The following is a 21,485-nucleotide window of genomic DNA, read 5'->3' on the forward strand; positions in this document are numbered from 1 at the left end:
CGTGCCGCCCGCGACATACAATCACGGTGAGATGAAGCGCCGGGCCGAGATCCCGGCGTCGGAGTGAGGGAGGGGCTCGGATGTTCGGTTCGAAGAAGAAGAAGGTCGGCTTCGACGACCTGATGGCGCAGCTCCGGCCCGATCTGACCCGGGAAGCGCTCGGCGTCGGTCCCGACTTCCCCGGCGTCGCCCCCAACCCGCTCCTGAGCAGGGATGCGCGCCGGCGCAATGCGGAGCTGCGCTCCGGAGTGCTCGCGCTCGGCGTGCTCGTCGACTGGCGGGAGGTCAGCAGTGACGGCAGCCCGCGCGTGGTCCTGATGCTCGACGTGGAGACCGCCGACGGCATCTCGTTCCGCGGCATCGCCGACGAAGACCTCACGATCACCGAGCTCACCCGGCTCGCGCCGGGGCGGACGATGCCCGTGCGCTTCCGACCGGCCGTCATGGACCACTACGTCGCCCTCGCCCGGGACGCGGATCCCGCGGATGTGCAACGACTGTCCGATGCGATCGCGGACCGCAAGCGGGCCTGACCCGGGGCGCTCCGGCCGGGACCGGCCTAGATCAGGCTCGTGATCGCGGCATCGCGTCGCGCCACCGCGGCGGCGGTCGACAGGATCGCCTTCCGCATGGCCGACACGGCAACGGCGGGCGTGACATCGGAGCGATGGGCCAGACTCACGGTACGGGTCATCAGCGGGTGGGAGAGGCGCACCGAACGCAGGGCGGGGCGGTCGAGCAGCACCATGGCCGGGACGATCGCGACGCCGAGCCCGCGTTCGACGAAGCGGAGCACGCTGTCCATCTCGGCTCCCTCCAGGACCCGGTTCGGAGTGAGGCCGGCGGCGCGGAACACCGTGTCCGTGGTCGCCCGCAGCTCGTAGCTCTCGTCGAACACGATGAGCGGCAGCGCGGCGAGCTGCTCCAGGTCGATGTGCGGGCGGGTGGACAGCGGAGGCTCGGAGGCGGCGGAGACGACGACCAGCTCCTCCGTGAGCAGCGGAGTGCGGGTCAGGCTGACGCCGGCCGGCGGCAGTCCCTCGGAGGCCGTGATGAGGGCGATGTCGACCGCGCCGACGGCCAGCTGCTCGACCAGGAGGCGGGAGCCGCCCTCAGTCAGGTGCAGGTCGACGTCGGGGTGCGCGGCGTGGAACGAGCTGATCGCCTCGGCGACGAGGCTGATGCACAGGGTGGGCGGAGCGCCGAGGCGCACCCGTCCGCGGCGGAGGCCGGCCAGCTCGCCCATCTCGTCGCGGATGGCATCGGCCTCGGCGAGCATGCGCTGGGCGCGGGGGAGGAGCGTCTCGCCGGCGGCCGTGAGGGCGATGTGGCCGCGTGCGCGGTGGAACAGCTCGGCGCCGAGCTCGCGCTCGAGCGTGGAGATCTGCCGGCTCAGCGACGGCTGGGCCAGGTGCAGGTGCTCGGAGGCGCGGGTGAAGTGTCCGAGACGCGCGACCTCGACGAACCCGCGGAGCTGCTCGAGGTTCATGACCATAGCCTACCCGCATCGTTTCCAGTCGGACTATGCATTGGAGTTATTAGGATCCCCTAACTAGCGTGGATCGCATGTCTACCCCCGAACGTCAGATATCCACCACCGTCCTCGTCATCGGCACCGGCGGCTCCGGGCTGCGGGCGGCGATCGAGATCGCCGAACACGGCGTCGATGTGCTCGCCGTCGGCAAACGCCCCCGACAGGATGCGCACACGTCTCTGGCGGCCGGTGGCATCAACGCGGCGCTCGGCACGATGGATGCGGACGACAGCTGGCAGCAGCACGCGGCCGACACCATCAAGGAGAGCTACCTGCTCGCCAACCCGCACACGGTCGAGATCGTCACGCAGGGCGCCGAGCGCGGCATCCGCGACCTCGAGCGCTGGGGCATGGACTTCGCCCGCGAGGACGACGGGCGCATCTCGCAGCGGTTCTTCGGTGCGCACACGTTCCGCCGCACGGCCTTCGCCGGCGACTACACGGGCCTCGAGATCCAGCGCACGCTCGTGCGCAAGGCCGAGCAGCTCGACGTCCCGATCCTCGACCACGTCTACATCACGCGCCTGCTCGTGCGCGACAACGTGGTGTTCGGCGCCTACGGCTTCGACCAGGCGGACGGCACCCGGTACCTGATCCACGCGGATGCCGTCATCCTCGCCGCCGGAGGGCACAACCGCATCTGGCGGCGCACCTCCTCCCGCCGTGACGAGAACACCGGCGACTCCTTCCGCCTCGCGGTCGACGCCGGCGCCCGGCTGCGCGATCCCGAGCTCGTGCAGTTCCACCCGTCCGGCATCATCGAGCCCGAGAGCGCCGCGGGCACGCTCATCTCGGAGGCCGCCCGCGGCGAGGGTGGCATCCTCCGCAACGCCCTCGGCGAGCGGTTCATGTCGAAGTACGACCCCGAGCGCATGGAGCTGTCGACCCGTGACCGCGTCGCGCTCGCCGCGTACACCGAGATCCAGGAGGGACGCGGCACCGAGAACGGCGGCGTCTGGCTCGACGTCTCGCACCTGCCGCGCGAGACGATCATGACCCGTCTGCCCCGCGTCTACCAGACGATGATGGAGCTGCAGATGCTCGACATCACGACCGATCCGATCGAGATCGCCCCCACCGCGCACTACTCGATGGGCGGCGTCTGGGTGCGCCCGGAGGATCACCAGACAGATGTGGAGGGGCTCTACGCGATCGGCGAGGCCTCGAGCGGGCTCCACGGGGCGAACCGTCTCGGTGGCAACTCTCTCATCGAGCTACTCGTCTACGGGCGGATCGTCGGGCAGGCGGCCATGGAGCATGCCGCCGGTCTCGACGCGCAGCGACGGTCGGCCGAGGCCGTGGCCGCAGCACGCGCCGAGATCGACGACCTGCTGTCCGCCGAGGGGCGCGAGAACGTCCGCGCCCTGCAGCGCGCGATCCGCAACCTCATGACCGAGTACGCCGGCGTGGTCCGCTCGGAGGAGGGGCTGCGCGCCGGACTCGCCGACCTCGACATGATCGAGGGCCGTATGGAGGACATCGGCATCCACCCGGACATCGCCGGTTTCCAGGACCTCGCGCACGCGTTCGACCTCAAGGCCTCGGCGCTCGCCGCCCGCGCCACCCTGGAGGCCGCGCTGGAGCGTCGGGAGACGCGCGGATGCCACAACCGCAGCGACTTCCCCGACAGCGACCCGACGCTGCAGGTGAACCTCGTGTGGTCGCCGACCGAGGGCGTCACCCGCGAGGCGATTCCGGAGATCCCCGCGGAGATCGCCGAGCTCATGCGCGAGGTCGACACCGCGGGCAAGCTCGTCGAGTAGGAGCCCGGGACGCGTCGACAGGCTCAGGGACCCACCGGTCCCTGAGCCTGTCGAGCGGCTGGAGGAGGGCTCAGTCGGCCTGCGGCTCCTCCGCGTCGATCACGCCGATGCCCACGGCCTCGTGGTCGGGCTCGGGCTCGTCGCGCTTCGGGGCCTTGGGCTCCTCGCCGGGGGCCTTCTCGGTGCTCGGCTCCTCCAGCTCCTCGGTGCTGGGCACCTCGCTGGGGTCGGCGTCCTCCGGTGAGTCGGCCTCGGCCGGGGTCTTCACCTCGCCCTGGCTCGTGTCCGACGACGGGGTCGGGGTGGGAGTCTGCGCCTCGGGCGTGAGGTCATCGGTGGCTTCGGGCTCGGGAGTGCTGTCGGTCATGATCGTCCCTTTCGGCGATGTCGTGCGTTCAGGATGTCTCGACGGCGGTCGGGGAGGAAGGGGCTTGACTCGTCGGCGGGTTAACCACGGTGAACCGAGATCGCGGATCCGGCGTAGCCTGGAGGAGTGACAGCGTACGTCTCGGCCTTCGACCTCTTCTCCATCGGTGTGGGACCTTCGAGCTCCCACACGGTCGGACCGATGCGGGCGGCTCTCGACTTCGCCCGACGCCTCACCGCCACCGGCATCCTCCCGCGGGTGGCCCGCGTCGGCAGCACGCTGTACGGCTCACTCGGCGCGACGGGCATCGGTCACGGCACGCCGGATGCCGTCGTCGCCGGCCTCCGCGGCCTCACCCCCGAGACGTGCGATCCCGCCGACGTGCGTGCCGCGTGGACCGACCTCCCGGAGGGCGCGGTGATCCGCCTCGCCGGTACCCACGACGTGCCCTTCGTGAAGGGTGACATCGTGTTCGCCCCGCGCACGCGCCTTCCCGGCCACCCGAACGCCATGACCATCACGGCGTGGGATTCCACGGACGCGGTCCTCGCCGAGGAGACGTACTACTCGGTCGGCGGCGGCTTCATCCGGCGGGACGGCGAGGAGGCGAAGCTCACCACCGCGGGTTTCCCCTATGCCTACGCCGACGCCGCATCGCTGCTCGCCCTCTGCGACGAGCACGGTCTGTCGATCGCCGAGGTCGCCCGCCTCAACGAGACCTCCCTGCGCAGCGAGGAAGAGGTCGCCGCAGGGCTCGACGCGATCTGGGACGCGATGTCGGACTGTGTCGACGCCGGACTGCACGCCGACGGGGTGCTTCCGGGCATCCTCAAGGTCAAGCGCCGCGCGGGGACGATCCGCGCCCAGCTCGAAGAGGCCGAGGCCGGCGGGCATCGCGAGCTCCCCGGCGAGTGGCTCGGTGCCTTCGCGCTGGCGGTCAACGAGGAGAACGCGGCGGGCGGACGGGTCGTCACCGCGCCCACCAACGGCGCAGCCGGCATCCTCCCCGCCGTCGCCATGTACTGGTGGCGGTTCCTCGCCGACTCCGGGCTCGGAGCCGGGAACGCGGTCACGCCGTACGGCGAGCTGGTCGGGAGCGCGCTCCTCGGGTTCGAGTCCGACGCGCACGCCCTGTCCGAGGCGAGCGACCTCGATGAGGAGCAGACGGCCGAGGCGAACCGTCGCCGCGGTATCCGCCGCTTCCTCCTCACGGCGACCGCGCTCGGCTCGCTGTTCAAGGCCAACGCGTCGATCTCCGGAGCCGAGGGCGGATGCCAGGCCGAGGTCGGATCCGCGTGCGCGATGGCGGCCGGCGGACTCACCGCGGTGATGGGCGGCACCAACAGGCAGATCGAGAACGCCGCCGAGATCGCGATGGAGCACCACCTCGGTCTCACCTGCGATCCGATCGGCGGGCTCGTGCAGATCCCGTGCATCGAACGCAACGCCATCGCCGCCTCGACCGCCGTGACCGCCACGCGCCTCGCGCTGCGCGGTGACGGCAGCCACTACGTCTCCCTGGACGCCGTGGTCGAGACGATGCGCCAGACCGGTGCGGACATGTCGACGAAGTACAAGGAGACCAGCGAGGGTGGCCTCGCGGTCAACGTCATCGAGTGCTGAGCGGGCGCTCCGCCTCGACCGTGTCCGTGGATGCCGGTAGCCTCACGGGACACCACCACGGAGGGACACGATGGATCCGTTCTGGGACCCCAGCTCCCGTCGCCGACGCCAGCAGCCGATCGTGGCGGTGCGTCCGAACGACGATGCCCCGACCCCCGGTGCGGAGTGGCCGACCAGCATCCCCGCCGTCGCCCAGGTGCTGCAGGAGGGGATCGATCTCGACCCGGGAGTGACCTTCCTCGTCGGGGAGAACGGCAGCGGCAAGTCCACCCTGGTCGAGGGCATCGCGATCGCGTACGGGCTCTCGCCCGAGGGAGGTTCCCGGCAGGCGCGGCACACCACCCGAGCCACCGAGTCGCCGTTGTCGGAATGGCTTCGGCTGCAACGGGGTGTGGGGGCGAGCCGGTGGGGGTTCTTCCTCCGTGCCGAGACGATGCACTCGTTCTACACCTACCTCGAGGAGAACCCGTCGGCCAACGGAGACGTCCCGTTCCACGAGATGAGCCATGGGGAGTCGTTCCTCGCGCTGCTGGAGAGCCGCTTCGACGAGCCCGGCTTCTACTGCCTCGACGAGCCCGAGGCCGCGCTCTCGTTCAACTCGACTCTCGCCCTCATCGCGGTGCTCCGGCGTATCGCCGACGAGGGGGGACAGGTGCTGTGCGCGACGCACTCGCCGGTGCTGGCGGCCCTTCCGGGTGCGAAGATCCTCGAGGTCGGGGAGTGGGGCGTCCGCCCGGCGGCGTGGGACGACCTGGAGATCGTGAACCACTGGCGCTCGTTCCTCGACCACCCGGGACGCTACCTCCGTCATCTCCTGGACTGACCCTCGGCCCGTGGTGCTCCCGCACGAAGTCGTAGGCTGGCGGGCATGACCGAGCAGAAGGTGCCCCGTCGGCGAGGCCGCCCGCGCGGCGGGTCCGACTCGCGGGCCCGCATCATCGCCGCGGCGGTCGACGACTTCGGGGAGAAGGGCTACGACGGCGCGACGATCCGCTCCATCGCCGCGCGGGCCGGCGTCGATTCCGCTCTCGTGCACCACTACTTCGGCACGAAGGCCGACCTGTTCGCCGAGGCCGTCGGCATCCCGCTGCGCCCGGATGTCGACGTTCCGGGAATCCTGGCCGGTCCGCGCGACGAGATCGGCGAACGGCTGATCCGGTATGTGCTGGAAGCCTTCGAGCAGCCCGAGGTGCGGCGGCGCGGCGTCATGCTGCTCCGCACCGCCATCGGGAGCCGACTCACGACGCCGTTGCTGGCGGGTTTCCTGTCGCGCGAACTCCTCTCGCGTGTAGCGGGGAGCCTCGACACCGACGACGCGGAGCTGCGGGCGTCCCTCGTCGCCTCGCAGATCGCGGGAATGCTGATCGCCCGCTATGTGCTGCGGCTTCCGGCCCTCGCGGCCGCACCGGTCGAGGAGCTCGTGGACCGGGTGGGACCGACCGTGCAGCGGTACCTGTTCGACTGAGGCAATCCCGTTGACGGGATCGACCTCGGAGCGGATAATTCATCGCATGATGAATATCTCGCACGCGGTGGACATCTCGCAGCTGCGCGTGACCCGCGGGCGCACGCAGGTCTTCGACGGCGTCGACCTCGCGATCCCGCGCGGGCAGATCACCGGGCTGCTCGGGCCGTCGGGCTGCGGCAAGACGACCCTGATGCGCTCGATCGTCGGCGTGCAGAAGGTCGCGTCGGGCGAGGTCACCGTGCTCGGAGAGCCGAGCGGGTCCCGTCAGCTGCGGCACCGGGTCGCCTACGGCACGCAGGGCGCCGCGGTGTACGGAGACCTGACCGTGAGACAGAATCTCGCCTACCTGGCCGCGCTCCTCAAGGCGCCCCGCGGCGACGTCGACCGGGTGATCGACGAGGTGGGACTCCGGGCGCAGGCCGGACAGCTGGTGGACTCGCTCAGCGGCGGGCAGTCCACCCGGGTGTCGCTGGCGATGGCGCTGATCGGATCGCCGGAGCTGGTGGTGCTGGATGAGCCGACGGTGGGCCTGGATCCGGTGCTCCGGGTCGAACTGTGGGGCCTGTTCCGGGGGCTCGCGGACCGCGGGGTGACCATGATCGTGTCGAGCCATGTCATGGACGAGGCGCTGCGCTGCGATCGGCTGCTCCTGATGCGTGACGGCCGCATCATCGCCGACACCACTCCGGCGTCGCTGCTCGAGGACACGGGCACCGCCGACCCGGAGGCCGCCTTCCTGGCGCTGATCGAACGCGATCGTGCGGCCGACCGGGAGCGGGGCTCGGACGGTGCGTCGCCTCCCGCGGGTGCGGCCCCGCGATCCCGTCGGGAAGCGCGGCGGCAGCACGAGGAGGCCGGAGAATGAACGGCCGCAGGATCTTCGCCACCGCCGGCCGCGTGCTCGCGCAGCTGCGGCACGACCCCCGCTCGATCGCCCTCATGCTCGTCGCACCGAGCCTGCTCGTCGGGCTGTTCGCCTGGCTGTTCAGCGACCAGGACGGTGTCTTCGACCAGTTCGGCGGGGCGATCCTGGCGCTGTTCCCGTTCATCGTGATGTTCCTGATCACCTCGATCACGACCCTGCGCGAGAGGCGCTCCGGCACGCTCGAGCGTCTGATGACGACACCCCTCGACAAGGCCGACTTCATCCTCGGATATGCACTCGCCTTCGGGGTGATGGCTCTGCTGCAGGCCGTGATCACGGTGTCGTTCGCGGTCGGGGTGTGCGGGCTCGACGTCGACGGTCCGCTGTGGCAGCTGGGACTGGTCGCGATCGTCGACGCGCTCCTCGGCACGGCACTCGGGCTGCTGGCGAGCGCCTTCGCGCAGACCGAGTTCCAGGCGGTGCAGTTCATGCCGCTGCTGGTGTTCCCGCAGATCATCCTCGGCGGGCTGTTCATGCCCCGCGACCAGATGCCCGATGTGCTGCACGCGATCTCTGACTGGCTGCCGCTGAGCTACGCGATCGACACGATCAACGCGGTGACCGCCGGGGACGAGGGGTGGGATGTGTTCGGACCACTGCTGGTCGTGCTCGCCTTCGCGGTCGGCGCTCTGGTGCTCGCTTCGCTGACGCTCCGCCGTCGGACGCGCTGAGGCGGCTGTCCGACCTCAGCCGGCGGTGCGGCGCTTGGTGTGGCGGGTCGGTGTGGCCGCCCACGGGTCCTCGGGCCACGGATGCTTCGGGTAGCGGCCGCGCATCTCGGCGCGCACCTGGGCGTAGGGCCCCGACCAGAACGAGGTGAGGTCGTCGGTGACGGCGAGGGGGCGTCCGGCGGGGGAGAGCAGATGGAAGAGCACGGGGACGCGGCCGTCGACCAGCCGGGGAGTCTCCGACCAGCCGAAGCACTCCTGCAGCTTCACGGCGACGACGGGTCGGGCATCCGGGTCATCGGGCGCCGGGTAGGCGATGCGCACGCGTGACCCGCTGGGCACCTCGAGGCGCTCGGGTGCCAGCTCGTCGAAGCGCACCGCCGCGGGCCAGGGCAGCAGCCGGCGGAGCGCCGACGACAGATCCACTCGCGCCGCCGGGGTGCCGTTGGCCAGCGCGTCGAGCTCGGGGGCGAGCCAGGCATCGAGGGCGGCGAGCAGTCCCGTGTCCGACACATCGGGCCACGGCGATCCCAGCTCACGATGCAGCAGTGTCAGCCGGGACCGCAGCTCGACGGCGGGCCCGGACCAGGCGAACATGCTCAGACCCTCCCGCCGGAGCGCTCGGCGCACCGCCTCCCTTCCCTCTTCGGCCGAGGCCCGCACCGGCGCCGAGGACAGCGGGATCGCCCCCACTCGGCGCTCGCGGCGGGCCTGGACGCGGCCCCCGACGAACTCGGCCTCGACGCGGTCGGTGATCAGGTGGTCGGCCGCCTGTTCCATCTGCGCTTCGGTGAGCATCGCCCCGGATCGGATGATCGCCCCGGAGCCGGCGGCTGCGCGACCGGACCCGCGCGTGACATCGGCGATGGCCAGCCACTCGACCGCTGCGAGCGGTCCGGTCACGCCTGCGCGGGTGCCGGAGGCCAGCAGGAACGTGGCCCCGTCGCCCGTGCGGTCCACGCGGCGGGCGACCCGCTCCGGGAAGGCCAGTGCTATCACGAGGCCGACCCCGTCGAGATCGGAGCGCACGCCCGGCGTGGGCGTGCTCATGCGTTCGAGGCGATCCGCATCGCTGCGCCAGCGACGCGCATCGGGGGTGCGCCCGCCCCGCAGCGTGACGAGGGCCTTCGCCACGTCGGAATCCGCGGTGCGCAGGTCGCCGCCCAGCAGCGCGACGACCTCGGCGGCGAGTCGAGCGCCCACCGTCGGGCTGCCGTCGCGCAGGGCCCGGGCGAGCCGCGGATCGGTCGGGAAGCGGGCCAGGTCGCGACCCTCGGCGGTGGCGCGGCCCTCGTCGTCGATCGCCCCGAGTCCGCGCAGCACCGTGAGGGCGTCGGCCAGGCTCTCGGCGGGCAGAGGGTCGATCAGTCGCAGTCCGACCCCGCCCGGTGCGCCCCAGCAGGCGAGCAGCAGGGCCGCGTCCGCGAGGTCGGTCGAGGCGATCTCCGGAGTCGGGCGTGCGGGGGCGGTGGCGTAGGTGCGTTCGTCGACGCAGCGGACGACGGTGCCTGCGCTCTGGCGGGTGGCGCGGCCGGCGCGCTGGACGCACGACGAGCGGGAGGCGGCGGCCGTCACGAGCCCCGTCATCCCCCGTGCCGCGTCGCGCTGCGGGGCCCTGGCCAGACACGTGTCCACCACCAGTCGCACGCCGGGGACGGTGAGCGACGACTCCGCGAGCGAGGTCGTGACGATGATGCGGGGCGGTTCGTCCGGGCGGCGGCCGCGGATCACGGCGTCCTGTTCGGCGGCGGGCATCCGGCCGTGCAGCTCCCGGACGTCGAAGGCATCGGTCGCGTCGCGGATACGCCGCGTGATCTCCGACACCTCGCGTGCACCCGGCGCGAACACCAGCACGTCGGCGGCCGGGTCGTCGCGGACGAGGTCCAGCGCGGCGGATGCCGTGGTGCGCGCGACGTGGTCGAGGAACGCCCAGGTGACTCCCCGTTCGTCGAGACGCGGGGCAGGACTCGGCGCCCAGCGCTCGGTGAGCGGGAAGGCGGGAACGTCGTGGTCGACGATCGGAGCCGGCTGGTCGTCCGTGCCGATGACGGCCGCGATGCGGGCGGCATCGAGGGTCGCGGACATGGCGATGAGGACGAGGTCGTCGCGCAGTTCGCGGACCTCCGACAGCAGGCCGATCAGGAGGTCGGTCTCGAGCGCGCGCTCGTGCACCTCGTCGATGATCACGGCGTCCACGCCCGCGAGGCCCGGGTCGTCGAGCAGGCGTCGGAGCAGTACACCGGCGGTGACGAACTCGACCCGGGTCTCCCGTCCGACCACGCGCTCGCCGCGGACGGTGAAGCCCACGCGCGAGCCGAGCGGCGATCCGTCGAGCTGGGCGAGCCGGCGCGCGGCTGCCCGGGCGGCCACACGGCGCGGCTGGGTGACGATCACGCGACCGGGGGTGCGGGAGGCGAGCAGCGGTGGCACCAGCGTGGTCTTGCCCGTGCCGGGAGGGGCGCTCACGACCGCTGATGTGCTCCTGTCGAGCGTCGTCGAGAGCTCGTCGATGGCGCCCGCGAACGAGAGACCGGCGCCGATCGTGGCGAGGTCGAAGGCGGCGGGCGTCATGCTCCCAGTCTGCCCGGATCTCCGGGGCCGTGGAGCGCCGGCGGAGCCGCCCCGCACGGAGACAGCGGATGCCGCGACCTGATCGATCGCGGCATCCGCTGTGCAGTGGTGACGGTGCGACTACTCCGCGTCGGCGACGGGCGGAGCAGACGGCGGCGGAGTGGTCGGCTGCGACGCCCGGGGCGAGGCCGGCGCGGGAGCCGCGGCAGAGGCGGACACGCCTTCGCCGATGCCGCGACCGACGGCCTGGCCCTGGATGATGCCGGCGAGGTCGAGCCCCGTGGCCGCGTGGACGCTGTCGAACACGGAGCGCAGAGCCTTGGCGTTGTCTGCCCCCACGACGTTCGAGGCGCCGTCCTCGCCCGAGCTGCCGATGATCGACACGTTGCCGATCGCCGCGTAGCCCTTCGAGAACTCGGCCATGATCGACGGCAGCACCTCGAGCACGCGCTGCGAGAGGAACGCGTCCTGGTTGGAGGCGATGGCCTTGGCCTCGGCCTCGAGGGCGGCGGCGCGGGCGTCACCCTCGGCGCGGATGGCGTCTGCCTCGGCGCTGGCGCGCAGACGGCGGGCCTCGGCCTCGGCTTCGGCCTGTGCGCGTAGGGCGTTCGCTTCACCGCTGGCCTTCGCGATCGCGGCCGCCGCTTCACCGTCGGCACGGGCCTTGTCGGCCTGGGCCTGCTGCTCGGCGATGCGGGTGCGGGCCTCGGCCTGCTTGACCTGCTCGATCGCGGCGGCCTCGGCGGCGCGCTCACGTGTGTAGAGCTCGGCCTGGGCGCGGGTCTCGGCTTCGTACCGCTGGGCGTCGGCGACGCGCTTGACGTCGGCGTCGAGCTGGGCCTGCTTGTTCTCCGCCTGCTGCTGCAGAACGGCCTGCTCGGCCTGGGCGCGGGCGAGAGCCTCGGCCTGCTCGGCCTCGGCGCGGGCCCGACCGATGCCGGAGTCGGAGTTGGCCGTGTTGGTGTCGAGCGCGGTCTGCTCGATCAGGTTGGCTTCCTTGTTGGCGATGTTCTTCTGGTTGATCGCACGGTCGGCGTTGGTCTGCGAGATCTCCGCCGACTGCCGCTTCGCCTGGATCTCGGGGGCGCCGAGCGACTGGATGTAGCCGACCTTGTCGGTGATGCCCTTGATCTGGAACGAGTCGAGGATCAGGCCCTGCTCGGCGAGCTCCTGCGAGACGTCGGCGGCGATCTGGTCGGAGAACTTCTTGCGCTCGCGCATCAGCTCGACGACGGAGAGCGTGGCGACGATGCCACGGAGCGCACCTTCGAGCTGTTCGGTGGTGAACTGCTCGATGGCCTTGTCCTGCGAGGCGAATCGCTCGGCGGCCCGACGGACCAGGATCGGGTCGGAGCCGATCTTGACGATCGCGACGCCGTCGACGTTCAGGGTCACGCTATCGAGCGACTGCGCCTCGGCGTTCAGGGAGACCTGGCGCGAGCGCAGGGAGATGATCTCGTGGCGCTGCGTGATCGGGTTGACGAGCGACTTGCCGTTCACGATGACCGTGACGGGCGACTCCGACATCTCGGACGTGCTCGACCCGTCGGCGGCGATGACGGCGCGCTGCACCTTCTGCTTGCGCCCCGAGATGACGAGGGCCTCGTCGGCTCGAGCGACCTTGATCCAGCTGCGCGCGAACAGCAGCAGGATGAGCAGCAGGACGACGGCGACGACGACCGCGATTCCGACGATGACGAGGATGCCGACGATTCCGGCGATCTCCATGGATGACCTCCCTGGTTCCCCCCGAGGGGGCGGTCTCGGGCACGCCGTGGTGCGCGCCTTCGCCTCCACCCTGCCAGATCGGGGCCCGCTCGCGTCGGGCCGACCGTCATCATCGGCCGATCAGGGGAGAACCGCAGCAAGAGTGCGGGTCGTGCAGAGGGACGGGCTCAGCGCGTGCGGAGCTTCTCCGCGAGGTCGCGCAGCGTGCGGAGCTCGTCGTCGTCGAGGCGCGACATACGCTCGGCGATCGAGCGCCCGTGCACGGTGGCGAGCGAGCGGAAGGCACGCGCGCCTTCCTCCGTCGCCCGGATCAGTGCGCCGCGCCCGTCGTCGGGATCGGCGCACTTCGACACGAGTCCGCGCGTGACCATGCGCTCGACGAGGCGCGAGACGCTCGGCTGGCTGATCAGCATGTTCGAGGTGATGTCGCGCAGCCGGGCGGTCATGTCGGGGGAGCGGGTGACGGTGAGCAGGACGTCGTATTCGGCCTGCGCGAGATGACTGTGCTCGAAGTCGGCGAGCATCTCGGTGAACAGCTCGTGCTGCGCGCGGAACAGGCTCTCCCATGCCTCCAGGGCGAGCTTGCGATCGGTCATCCTCACAGAATAGTGCGAACAGTAAAGGGCCGGTCGGAGAGGCTCCCGACCGGCCCTTGTCCCTTGCACCAAGAGTGTCCTGCAATCACATGCGGTGGATGCCACAGCAAACATTCACCGTGTGATCACTGTATAACGGCGAGATAACGAATGCAACGGTTTGGTCACGGAAACTTCCGGACAGGTGATTCCGGTGAGGTCCTGGTCGGGTCGTCATCATTCCGCATGGAAAGCGCCGGGCACCGCATGGGTTCCGTCTGCAGCAGATCCTCGTGAGCGCAGCCGGAGGAACGTGGAATGCATGTCCGTGATCCACCGCCCCCACTCGCTCCCGTCGCAGGCCACGCCTTCGGATTCGCGTCCTCCACGGTGGGGCTACCTCTCGCGGACCGTGAGCCATTTCGGTACCGTCGCGTGCGTGCTCGCGGTCTACCCGCCCGACTCCACGGAAGCGGAACGGCGTCTCGCCGAAACGCACCGCTGGTTCACACCGCTGTCGCTCGGTGGTGGTGTCGTCGCGTGGGTGATGCTGTGCGCGGGCGGCTTCCCTCCGCTGCTCGCCGCGGTGCTGCTGGTCGCCGTTCTGCTTCCGGTCGGCATCGTTCTTTCGCGGCGCTCGCGGGGCATCCGCCGGCGCACGGTCACGGTGTCGGCGTGCCGGTCCGGTCTCAGCGAAGACACCGTCGCCGAGCGCACGCAGCAACGTCGTCTCGACAACCTGGCCGAAGCACTCGGTGATGCCTCTCTCGCGTGCCGCCAGGGAGTGATCGGGCGCGACCGGTTCGACCGGATCTGGACAGCCACCTACGCGCAGGCCGCTGCCATCGCCGCGGCCTCCGTCCGCTGACGACGCGCGCCCTCGACGCCGGATCTTCCCCGTGCGGCGAAGGCCGGACCGCACCCCGCGTTCGCCTAGTCCGCGAGGGGGCTGCCCAGATACTTGCGGCACGCCCCGCCCGGCTCCTCGGCATCCTCGGCATCGTGCGCGCGCACGTCCCGCAGTGTGACCGCGCCCGCGCAGGGAACGACGACCACGTCTCCCTCGCGAAGGTCGGCCGGCAGGGTGGCGACCGGATGAGGCCATGCCGCGTCGCCCTCCTCGCCGGGGATCAGCTCGATCGTCGTCGCACGAGCTGTCGACGCTCGACCGATGAGGCGGCACTCCTTCCAGGCGGCATCGACGCCCTCGAAGGAGCAGTCCGTGAGCGCGATGCGCTTGCCCTCCTGGCTGTCGACGCGCAGCGTGATCCGGAACAGCAGCACCGTCACGTCGGTCCCGGCGCCCGGCACCGGGAGATCTCCGGTGAGCACGGCGGGCGAGCCGCCGACCTCGAACAGGCGCATCAGGGAGATCCCGCCGACCACGACGTCCGTGGTCGTCGGCGTCGTGTGCACCGGCCACCGCCAGCGGTCGAGGGGAGAGGGGATGCTCTGGCGCAGCGTGGGAAGGATGTCCGTGAGGGTCATGATCCCGTCCTACGCCGCGTCGTCCGCTCCGGTGAAGGAGCCTCATGGAACCCATGCGCCCGCGGGCCGCTCGCTCACGGGTTCGCGACCGGATCCACACGACACCGCCCGGAGAATCACCGCCGTGCCAGGATGGGGCGATGAGCACCCGGGACATCCTCTTCATCGGCGGCAGCGGCGTCATCAGCGCCGCCTCGGTGCAGCGGGCGGTGGAGCAGGGGCATCGGGTGACGGTGCTCAATCGCGGACGGTCCACCGAGCGACCGCTCCCGGCCGAGGTCGAGCTGCTGCAGGCCGACATCCGCGATGCGGCTTCGGTGCAGGACGCCCTGGGAGGCCGGGAGTTCGACGTCGTGGCGCAGTTCACCGCGTTCACACCCGCGCACGTCCAGGCCGACATCGATCGCTTCGCCGGCCGGACCGGACAGTACCTGTTCATCAGCTCGGCGTCCGCCTATCAGAAGCCGCCGCTGCGCTATCCGGTCACCGAGTCGACGCCGCTGCGCAACCCCTTCTCGGGGTACGCGCGGGACAAGATCGCCTGCGAGGACCTCCTGACCGCCACGTACCGCGACCAGGGGTTCCCGATCACGATCGTGCGCCCCTCGCACACGTACGACCGCACCAGCATGCCGACGCTGGCGGGCTGGAACGACGTGGCGCGGATGCGCGCGGGACGGCCGGTCGTGGTCCACGGCGACGGCACGACACCGTGGACGATCACGCACACGACGGACTTCGCGGTGGGCTTCGTCGGACTCTTCGGGCGACGCGACGTGGTGGGCGATACCTTCCACATCACCGGTGACCATGCCCCGACGTGGACCCAGATCTACACCTGGCTGGCGGACGCCGCCGGCGTCGAGGCCGACCTGGTGCCCGTGTCGTCGGAGGCGATCTGCGCCGTCCGTCCGGCGCTCGCGGCAGACCTGTGGGGCGACCGGGCCCACCCGATGGTCTTCGACAACAGCAAGATCCGCCGCCTCGTGCCCGAGTTCGAACCCCGCGTGCCGTTCTGGGCGGGTGCCGAGGAGATCATCGCCCACCACGACGCCACCCCGGCGCGCCGGGTGGTCGACGCCGAGCTCGACGCCGACCTGGACCGCATGATCGCGAGCGTGCGCGGCTAGAGCGTTCCGCGGCTCACGAGCGGATCGGCGCCCCGATCGCGAGGCGCTGATCGGCGAGGGGACAGCTGAAGACGTCGCGCTCGCCGAGCCCGACGCGGTTGATGTACCGGACGACGATCGCGTACGACGCGAACAGTCCCGTCTGCGTGTACGGCACGCCCTGGACCCGGCAGTACTCGGCGATGATCGGCGCCGCGCGACGCAGGTGCGGACGCGGCATCGACGGGAACAGATGGTGCTCGATCTGGTAGTTCAGCCCGCCCATCGCGACATCCAGGATGCGGGTGCCGCGCACGTTGCGGCTCATCATCACCTGGCGACGCAGGAAGTCCAGCGTCAGGTCGCGCGGGACCACCGGCATCCCCTTGTGATTCGGGGCGAACGCGATGCCCATGTAGAACCCGAAGAGCCCCAGCTGCACCGCGAGGAACACGAACGCGATGCCGGGGGACAGCACGAGGAACACGATCACGAGGTACCCGATCATCCGGATGCTGAGGAACGCGATCTCCACCCATCGACGCTCGAGCCTGCCCCGCGTGACGACACGGCGCACGCTCGAGGCGTGCAGCGAGATGCCCTCCAGGAAGAGGATCGGGAAGAACAGCAGTCCCTGGTGCGCGCGCAGCCACTGCACGCCGGGACTGTGATGCCGGGCGGCCGTCTCGGCGGTCACGGCGATGACCGGGAGCTCGATGTCGGGGTCGGCGCCGAGCTTGTTCGGGTTGGCGTGGTGTCGCGTGTGCTTGTGCTGCCACCAGCCGTAACTCATCCCGACGAAGAGGTCGCCGAGGACCAGGCTCGTCCAGTCGTTCCAGCGGCCCGAGACGAAGATCTGCCGGTGCGCCGCGTCATGCCCGAGGAAGGCGATCTGCGTGAAGACGACCGCCAGCACCGCAGCCGTGAAGAGCTGCCACCAGGTGTCTCCGATCCAGAAGAAGACGACCAGGCACGCGGCGAGGACGAGGGGCGCGCCCACGAGCTTCGACCAGTAGTAGCCGTATCGTCGACGCAGGAGTCCGCGGCTGCGGATCTGCTGGGCCAGGTCGGTGAAGCTGCTCGACCCCCGGTTCGCGCGGTCGCGGGTGCGGGTGCGGATGGTCGGACGGATGCCGTCCATGATGACCTCTTCTCCGGCGTCGCCCTTCGGGCGGCGGAGGTTCTGATTGTTGGCGACTATCGCTCAGGGCGTCGCGTTCTGATCTTCAGTTGTGTCTTCTTCCATCGACGGTACGCGCCCAACCTGGGTGGGCATCCAGGAACGAGACGACTCGCGACGGCTCATGATCAGCAGTCCGACCACCGCGATCGCCGCGAAAGCAGCCGGGATCACGAAGACGAGCGGGAGGCCGATGGCCGCCGCTCCCAGACCGCCTGTCAGGCCGCCGAGGGCCGAGCTGATCGCGGTGGAGCTGAGGAAGATCGCCGAGGCCGTCGCGACGGCCGTGGGCAGCAGACGCTGCGCGACGATGATGCCGAGCGCGGCGAAGACGCCCCAGACGGCACCCATCAGGATCTGCCCGGCGAAGAGCCCGGCCGCGTTGCCGGAGAAGGCGAAGAAGAGGTTCGCGCCGACACCGCACGCGGCGGCGAAGGCCATGAGCCGCGTCATGCCGACCCGCCGCCCGACAACCACGGCGAGGGGCATCAGGGCGAGTTCGACCAGGGGCTGGATGCCGATGATCGCGCCGCTGATCTCGGGCGCGAGGTGCAGCTGCTCGTTCATGTACAGCGGGAGGAACGCGTACTTCACGGACTCGCCCGCGTAGACGCAGATGTACAGCGCCGTGAAGGCCAGGAGTGGCATCATCGCGCGCAGGCCGGGCGCGGTCTTCGCGCGCGAGGCGGACCCGGGCGTCGTGGCGGCGTCGGGGAGCGGTGGCGGGGTGGTGCGGAGGGTTCCCAGCGGAAGGATCTGGGCGAGGGTGGCGACCGCGACGAAGATCAGCATCGTGCGGTAGCCGGCGTAGGCCGCGAGGAACGACCCCAGCACGGGACCGATCACCCATCCGGCGGTGAGGGCCATCCGCACCACGGCGACGACACCGTCGTCGGCGGACGTCGGCTCTGCGGTGAGCTCGTCGTGGATCGCCGCGAAGAGCTGCGAGGTCGCCGCGCCCGCGAAGCCGAGGACGATCGCGCTGATGACGAACGGCATCCACAGCTCCGTGGAGTACGCGATGCCGAGCCATCCGAGGAAGCCGGCGACGGCGCAGATCCGGAACAGTCCGAGGCGTCGGCCGGTGCGGTCCGAGCGCGCCCCGACGAGATACCCGGCGACGGGAGCGGTGAGACTGGTGAGGTAGTAGAGGCCGGCGACGGTGAACGACGCCCCGAGCTCGGTGACGAGGAAGGAGGCGATGAGCGGTGCCGCGGCCGACATGCCGAGGCCCGAGAGGAAGAGCGCGAGCGTCGACGCCCGATAGAGCGGATGCGTCAGGACCACACGGACCGTGGACGCCTTCTCCGCGGGCTTCGCCGCGACGCCGCCCTCACTCACCGGAGGCACCCGACGCGATGACCACCTCGACGCCGGCAGCACGGAGCTCGTCGAGCACCTCGGCCGGAGCGGATTCATCGGTCACCACGACATCGACGTCGGTGAGAGCGCACACCACGGACATCGCCGACCGCGCGAACTTCGCTCCCTCGGCCACGAGCACCACGCGTCGACCCGCGCCGATCATCGCGCGCTTGGCCGCCGCGTCGTCGAGGTCGTACGCCGTGACTCCCGCGTCGAGCGCGGCGCCGCAGCAGCTGAGGAACACCGTGTCGAAGCGGAGATCTCGCAGCGACTGCTCGACGAGCGGGCCGACGATCGATCCCTCTTCCGGATGGACCGAGCCGCTCGGCAGGATCACCCTGGCCACGGCGCCCCGGGTCAGGGCCTCCAGCGCCTGGACGCTGAACGGCATCACGGTCAGGCGCCGCGACGCGAGCTGCTGGGCGACCGCCGCACCGGTCGTCCCGCTGTCGACGCACACCGCCTCGCCGTCGACGACCAGCTGCGCCGCCGCTTCGGCGATGCGCTCCTTCGCGTCGGACGCTTCGAGTCGGCGCATCGAGTAGGGGAGCCCCTCGCCGCGCAGCCGCGCACTGACCGCACCGCCTCGCACCCGGCGGAGGACGCCGGCACGCGCGAGGTGGTCGAGGTCCCGCCGCACGGTGACCTCGGATACCGAGAACTCGGATGCCACGTCCGCGACGCTGACGCGGCCGCTCGTGTAGAGGGCTTCGAGGATGGCGTCGTGCCGTGACAGTCCGGTCATCGTTCGAACATACAACAGGTGTGTTTCATTCGGAAGCTCGCAGCCGCATTTCGAAAGTCCTTTTTGCAGACATCGCCGATCGTGAATCCCGGCTTCATGCATCGATGCCCCGATTTTCGGGCGAATGCTCACGATCTAGAAACGCACATGAAAATGTCTGTTCGATCATGTAGCGTGTGCGTTCTACGAATCGACCAAGGAGACATCATGACGACGCACCTGCTCGTGGACTTCGGTGAGGTGATCAGCGAGCCGCAGTCGGCCGCGGCTGTCCAGGGCATGGCGGCGGTCCTCGGGATGCCCACGACGACGTTCCGCGACCGGTACTGGGCGCATCGCGCCCCCTACGACCGCGGGGTCCCCGCCGCGGAGTACTGGGAGGACGTGGCCGGACGGCGGGTCCGCGGAGAGGATCTGCGCACGCTGCGGAGCCTCGACATCGAGAGCTGGACGCATCTCAACTTCGGCACGATCACGGCCCTGCGCGACGCCCGTCGCCGCGGTGCTCAGCTGACGCTGCTGTCGAACGCTCCGTGCGACCTCGCGGCCGAGATCCGCGGTTCGGCCGTCCTGCAGGGACTCTTCCCGCTGATGGTGTTCAGCGCGGAGCTGCGGTTGGCGAAGCCCGACGCCGAGATCTTCGACACGGCCCTCGCCCTCGCCGAGGTCGCACCGGAAGACACCCTGTTCATCGACGATCGGGTCGAGAACCTCGAGGCGGCGTGCGGTCGGCGCATCCGGACCCATCGATTCCGCACCGCCGCCGAGCTGGGGGCGGAACTCGACGGGCTCGCCTTCGGTGCCGTCCCGCAGCGTCGTCCGTGGTGGACGCGCGTCCGGCCGCCGGCATCCGCTCTCCGATCTGCGGGGTGAACGGGTGCGACGCTCGGTGAGAGCGCCGCACCCGGATGGTCATCCCTCGAACGAGCCGGTGGAGGCGCGCAGTTCGTCGACCGACGACGCGTTCATGCGCCGTCCGCGCGTCTCCCCGCCGAGGATCACTGCGATCGCGCCGACGATGCACGCGCCGATCACGAACAGGCTGACGCCCCAGGTCGCTCCACCCGCCGCGGCGACCAGTGTGATCGCGATCAGTGGCGTGGTGCCCGCGGTCACGGCGCCCGCCGTCTCGCGGGCGAACGCGAGCCCGGTGAAGCGGGAGCCGCCCGTGAACAGTTCCGCGAAGTACGCCGCCTGGGGGCCGAACATCGCGCCGACGCCGATCCCCAGGCTGAGCACGATCGCGAGCGTGATCGGGAACGGCGCTCGGCCGCCCTCGATCAACCAGAAGTACGGGAATGCGAACGCGGCCGAGAACACGATGCCGATGAGCATCACCGGGCGACGGCCGATGCGGTCGGACAGGTGTCCGAACACCGGCAGCAGGACCATGGTGACGGCGGTGCCGATCGTGGTCGCGAACGGGCCGATCGAGGAGGAGAGCTGGAGGTTGCCGACGAGGAACGCGGTGATGAACGCGAGATTCAGCGTCGACACGATGTTCTGCGGCACCTGCGCGAAGAACAGCGTGAGCATCGCCTTCTTCTCCTTCGCGAAGACCTCCTTGACGGGCGACGCGGGAGCGGTCTCCTCCTCCTTCATCTCCAGGAACGCCGGGCTCTCGGCCAGGCGGAGACGGATGACGAGCGCGGCGACGACCACCACGGCGCTCAGCAGGAACGGCACCCGCCACCCCCAGCTGAGGAACTGGTCCTCGGGCAGCGTCGTCACGATCGCGAACACCCCGGAGGCGAGCAAGAGGCCGAGGTAGACCCCGGCGGCGGGCCAGGCGCCGTGCAGTCCGCGGCGCCGCGGATCGGCGTGCTCCACCGCGAAGATGGCTGCGCCGCCGAACTCGGCACCGGCGCCGATGCCCTGCACGAGGCGGAGGGTGATCAGCAGGATCGGCGCCCAGATGCCGATGTCGGCATACGACGGGATGAAGCCCATCAGGAAGGTGGCGACCCCCATCACCAGGAGGGTGAGGACGAGGACGAACTTCCGTCCGTGCGTGTCACCGAGCCGTCCGAAGATCAGCCCGCCCAGCGGCCGGATCAGATAGCCGACCGCGAACGTCGCGAACGCCGCCATGGTGGCCACCAGCGGGTCGGAGTTGACGAAGATGATCCGGTTGAACACGAGGGCGGCGGCCGTGCCGTAGAGGTAGAAGTCATACCACTCCAGGGCCGAGCCGACCAGAGCGGCCGTGCCCACCCCGAGCATCGAGCTCCGTTCGCGGGGGCCGGTGCTCACCGGGGGGTTGGCGGTTTCGCGAGACATCATCGTCCTTTCTGTCGTGCGGATGGCTCGCCGGAGCGGCCCCGTCGTGCGGGGTGGCCGGTGAGCCGGGGCGACCGGCGAGCGGAGCTGCCGGTG

Annotated in this window: 20 protein-coding genes; 10 read left to right on the forward strand and 10 right to left on the reverse strand. The window is 70.7% G+C overall.

What is annotated here, in order from left to right; all coding sequences use genetic code 11:
* The first annotated feature begins 80 nt into the window (after window positions 1-80).
* The gene (locus MME74_RS03430; RefSeq protein WP_267417294.1) at window positions 81-533 is read left to right on the forward strand and encodes a hypothetical protein; all 453 of its coding nucleotides are present in this window, start codon (window positions 81-83) and stop codon (window positions 531-533) included.
* Between the two features lie 26 nt (window positions 534-559).
* Here the strand turns inward: MME74_RS03430 and MME74_RS03435 are convergent, their stop codons facing one another.
* Entirely contained in the window at window positions 560-1,489 is a 930-nt protein-coding gene (locus MME74_RS03435) for a LysR family transcriptional regulator (RefSeq protein ID WP_267417295.1), read from the reverse strand.
* Window positions 1,490-1,566: 77 nt separating this feature from the next.
* On the opposite strand from MME74_RS03435, the gene MME74_RS03440 reads away from it, so the two are divergent.
* Window positions 1,567-3,297 carry an L-aspartate oxidase gene (locus tag MME74_RS03440; RefSeq protein WP_267417297.1) on the forward strand — a complete coding sequence of 577 codons (1,731 nt, stop codon included), beginning with the start codon at window positions 1,567-1,569 and terminating at the stop codon, window positions 3,295-3,297.
* A 70-nt stretch (window positions 3,298-3,367) separates the two neighbouring features.
* Here MME74_RS03440 and MME74_RS03445 read toward each other — a convergent pair whose 3' ends face one another.
* Entirely contained in the window at window positions 3,368-3,664 is a 297-nt protein-coding gene (locus tag MME74_RS03445; protein WP_267417298.1) for a hypothetical protein, read from the reverse strand.
* A gap of 126 nt (window positions 3,665-3,790) precedes the next feature.
* Here MME74_RS03445 and MME74_RS03450 point away from each other — a divergent pair, with 126 nt between their 5' ends.
* The 5 genes from MME74_RS03450 (at window position 3,791) to MME74_RS03470 (ending at window position 8,351) form a co-directional block, all read left to right on the forward strand.
* Window positions 3,791-5,287, forward strand: coding sequence for an L-serine ammonia-lyase, iron-sulfur-dependent, subunit alpha (locus tag MME74_RS03450; RefSeq protein WP_267417299.1), 1,497 nt, complete (start codon window positions 3,791-3,793; stop codon window positions 5,285-5,287).
* Window positions 5,288-5,357: 70 nt separating this feature from the next.
* Complete coding sequence (locus MME74_RS03455; protein ID WP_267417300.1) at window positions 5,358-6,110, forward strand: AAA family ATPase; 753 nt, start codon at window positions 5,358-5,360, stop codon at window positions 6,108-6,110.
* Between the two features lie 45 nt (window positions 6,111-6,155).
* The gene (locus tag MME74_RS03460) at window positions 6,156-6,752 is read left to right on the forward strand and encodes a TetR family transcriptional regulator (RefSeq protein ID WP_267417301.1); all 597 of its coding nucleotides are present in this window, start codon (window positions 6,156-6,158) and stop codon (window positions 6,750-6,752) included.
* A gap of 46 nt (window positions 6,753-6,798) precedes the next feature.
* Window positions 6,799-7,620: an ABC transporter ATP-binding protein gene (locus MME74_RS03465; protein WP_267417302.1), complete on the forward strand. Its 822-nt coding sequence runs from the start codon at window positions 6,799-6,801 to the stop codon at window positions 7,618-7,620.
* Window positions 7,617-8,351, forward strand: a complete 735-nt coding sequence (locus tag MME74_RS03470) for an ABC transporter permease (RefSeq protein WP_267417303.1) — start codon at window positions 7,617-7,619, stop codon at window positions 8,349-8,351. The genes MME74_RS03465 and MME74_RS03470 overlap by 4 nt, the downstream gene beginning before the upstream one ends.
* Before the next feature lie 15 nt (window positions 8,352-8,366).
* Here the strand turns inward: MME74_RS03470 and hrpB are convergent, their stop codons facing one another.
* The 3 genes from hrpB to MME74_RS03485 all read right to left on the reverse strand — a co-directional run bounded on the left by hrpB (window position 8,367) and on the right by MME74_RS03485 (window position 13,243).
* Window positions 8,367-10,919 carry an ATP-dependent helicase HrpB gene (gene hrpB, locus MME74_RS03475; RefSeq protein ID WP_267417304.1) on the reverse strand — a complete coding sequence of 851 codons (2,553 nt, stop codon included), beginning with the start codon at window positions 10,917-10,919 and terminating at the stop codon, window positions 8,367-8,369.
* A gap of 120 nt (window positions 10,920-11,039) precedes the next feature.
* Window positions 11,040-12,647 carry an SPFH domain-containing protein gene (locus tag MME74_RS03480; protein ID WP_267417305.1) on the reverse strand — a complete coding sequence of 536 codons (1,608 nt, stop codon included), beginning with the start codon at window positions 12,645-12,647 and terminating at the stop codon, window positions 11,040-11,042.
* Between the two features lie 167 nt (window positions 12,648-12,814).
* Entirely contained in the window at window positions 12,815-13,243 is a 429-nt protein-coding gene (locus MME74_RS03485; RefSeq protein WP_267417306.1) for a MarR family winged helix-turn-helix transcriptional regulator, read from the reverse strand.
* 301 nt (window positions 13,244-13,544) lie between these two features.
* Between MME74_RS03485 and MME74_RS03490 the strand changes: the two genes are divergently transcribed.
* Window positions 13,545-14,090 (forward strand): DUF6611 family protein, encoded by a 546-nt coding sequence (locus MME74_RS03490; RefSeq protein WP_324170127.1) that lies wholly within the window; start codon window positions 13,545-13,547, stop codon window positions 14,088-14,090.
* A 65-nt stretch (window positions 14,091-14,155) separates the two neighbouring features.
* Here MME74_RS03490 and MME74_RS03495 read toward each other — a convergent pair whose 3' ends face one another.
* Window positions 14,156-14,710, reverse strand: a complete 555-nt coding sequence (locus MME74_RS03495) for a hypothetical protein (protein WP_267417308.1) — start codon at window positions 14,708-14,710, stop codon at window positions 14,156-14,158.
* A gap of 140 nt (window positions 14,711-14,850) precedes the next feature.
* Here MME74_RS03495 and MME74_RS03500 point away from each other — a divergent pair, with 140 nt between their 5' ends.
* Complete coding sequence (locus tag MME74_RS03500) at window positions 14,851-15,840, forward strand: NAD-dependent epimerase/dehydratase family protein (RefSeq protein ID WP_267417309.1); 990 nt, start codon at window positions 14,851-14,853, stop codon at window positions 15,838-15,840.
* A 13-nt stretch (window positions 15,841-15,853) separates the two neighbouring features.
* On the opposite strand, the gene MME74_RS03505 is transcribed toward MME74_RS03500, so the two are convergent.
* The 3 genes from MME74_RS03505 to MME74_RS03515 all read right to left on the reverse strand — a co-directional run bounded on the left by MME74_RS03505 (window position 15,854) and on the right by MME74_RS03515 (window position 19,109).
* Window positions 15,854-16,960: a fatty acid desaturase family protein gene (locus MME74_RS03505; RefSeq protein ID WP_267417310.1), complete on the reverse strand. Its 1,107-nt coding sequence runs from the start codon at window positions 16,958-16,960 to the stop codon at window positions 15,854-15,856.
* A gap of 63 nt (window positions 16,961-17,023) precedes the next feature.
* A complete protein-coding gene (locus tag MME74_RS03510) occupies window positions 17,024-18,340 on the reverse strand; it encodes an MFS transporter (protein ID WP_267417311.1) in 1,317 nt (438 codons plus the stop codon).
* Window positions 18,333-19,109 carry a DeoR/GlpR family DNA-binding transcription regulator gene (locus tag MME74_RS03515; RefSeq protein ID WP_267417312.1) on the reverse strand — a complete coding sequence of 259 codons (777 nt, stop codon included), beginning with the start codon at window positions 19,107-19,109 and terminating at the stop codon, window positions 18,333-18,335. Before MME74_RS03515 ends, MME74_RS03510 begins: the two co-directional genes overlap by 8 nt.
* 207 nt (window positions 19,110-19,316) lie before the next feature.
* On the opposite strand from MME74_RS03515, the gene MME74_RS03520 reads away from it, so the two are divergent.
* Complete coding sequence (locus MME74_RS03520) at window positions 19,317-19,982, forward strand: HAD-IA family hydrolase (RefSeq protein WP_267417313.1); 666 nt, start codon at window positions 19,317-19,319, stop codon at window positions 19,980-19,982.
* Window positions 19,983-20,021: 39 nt separating this feature from the next.
* Here MME74_RS03520 and MME74_RS03525 read toward each other — a convergent pair whose 3' ends face one another.
* Entirely contained in the window at window positions 20,022-21,389 is a 1,368-nt protein-coding gene (locus MME74_RS03525; protein ID WP_267417314.1) for an MFS transporter, read from the reverse strand.
* Between the last annotated feature and the right edge of the window lie 96 nt (window positions 21,390-21,485).

It is taken from the genome of Microbacterium oxydans (assembly GCF_026559675.1).
GTDB classification, from domain to species: Bacteria; Actinomycetota; Actinomycetes; order Actinomycetales; family Microbacteriaceae; genus Microbacterium; species Microbacterium oxydans_D.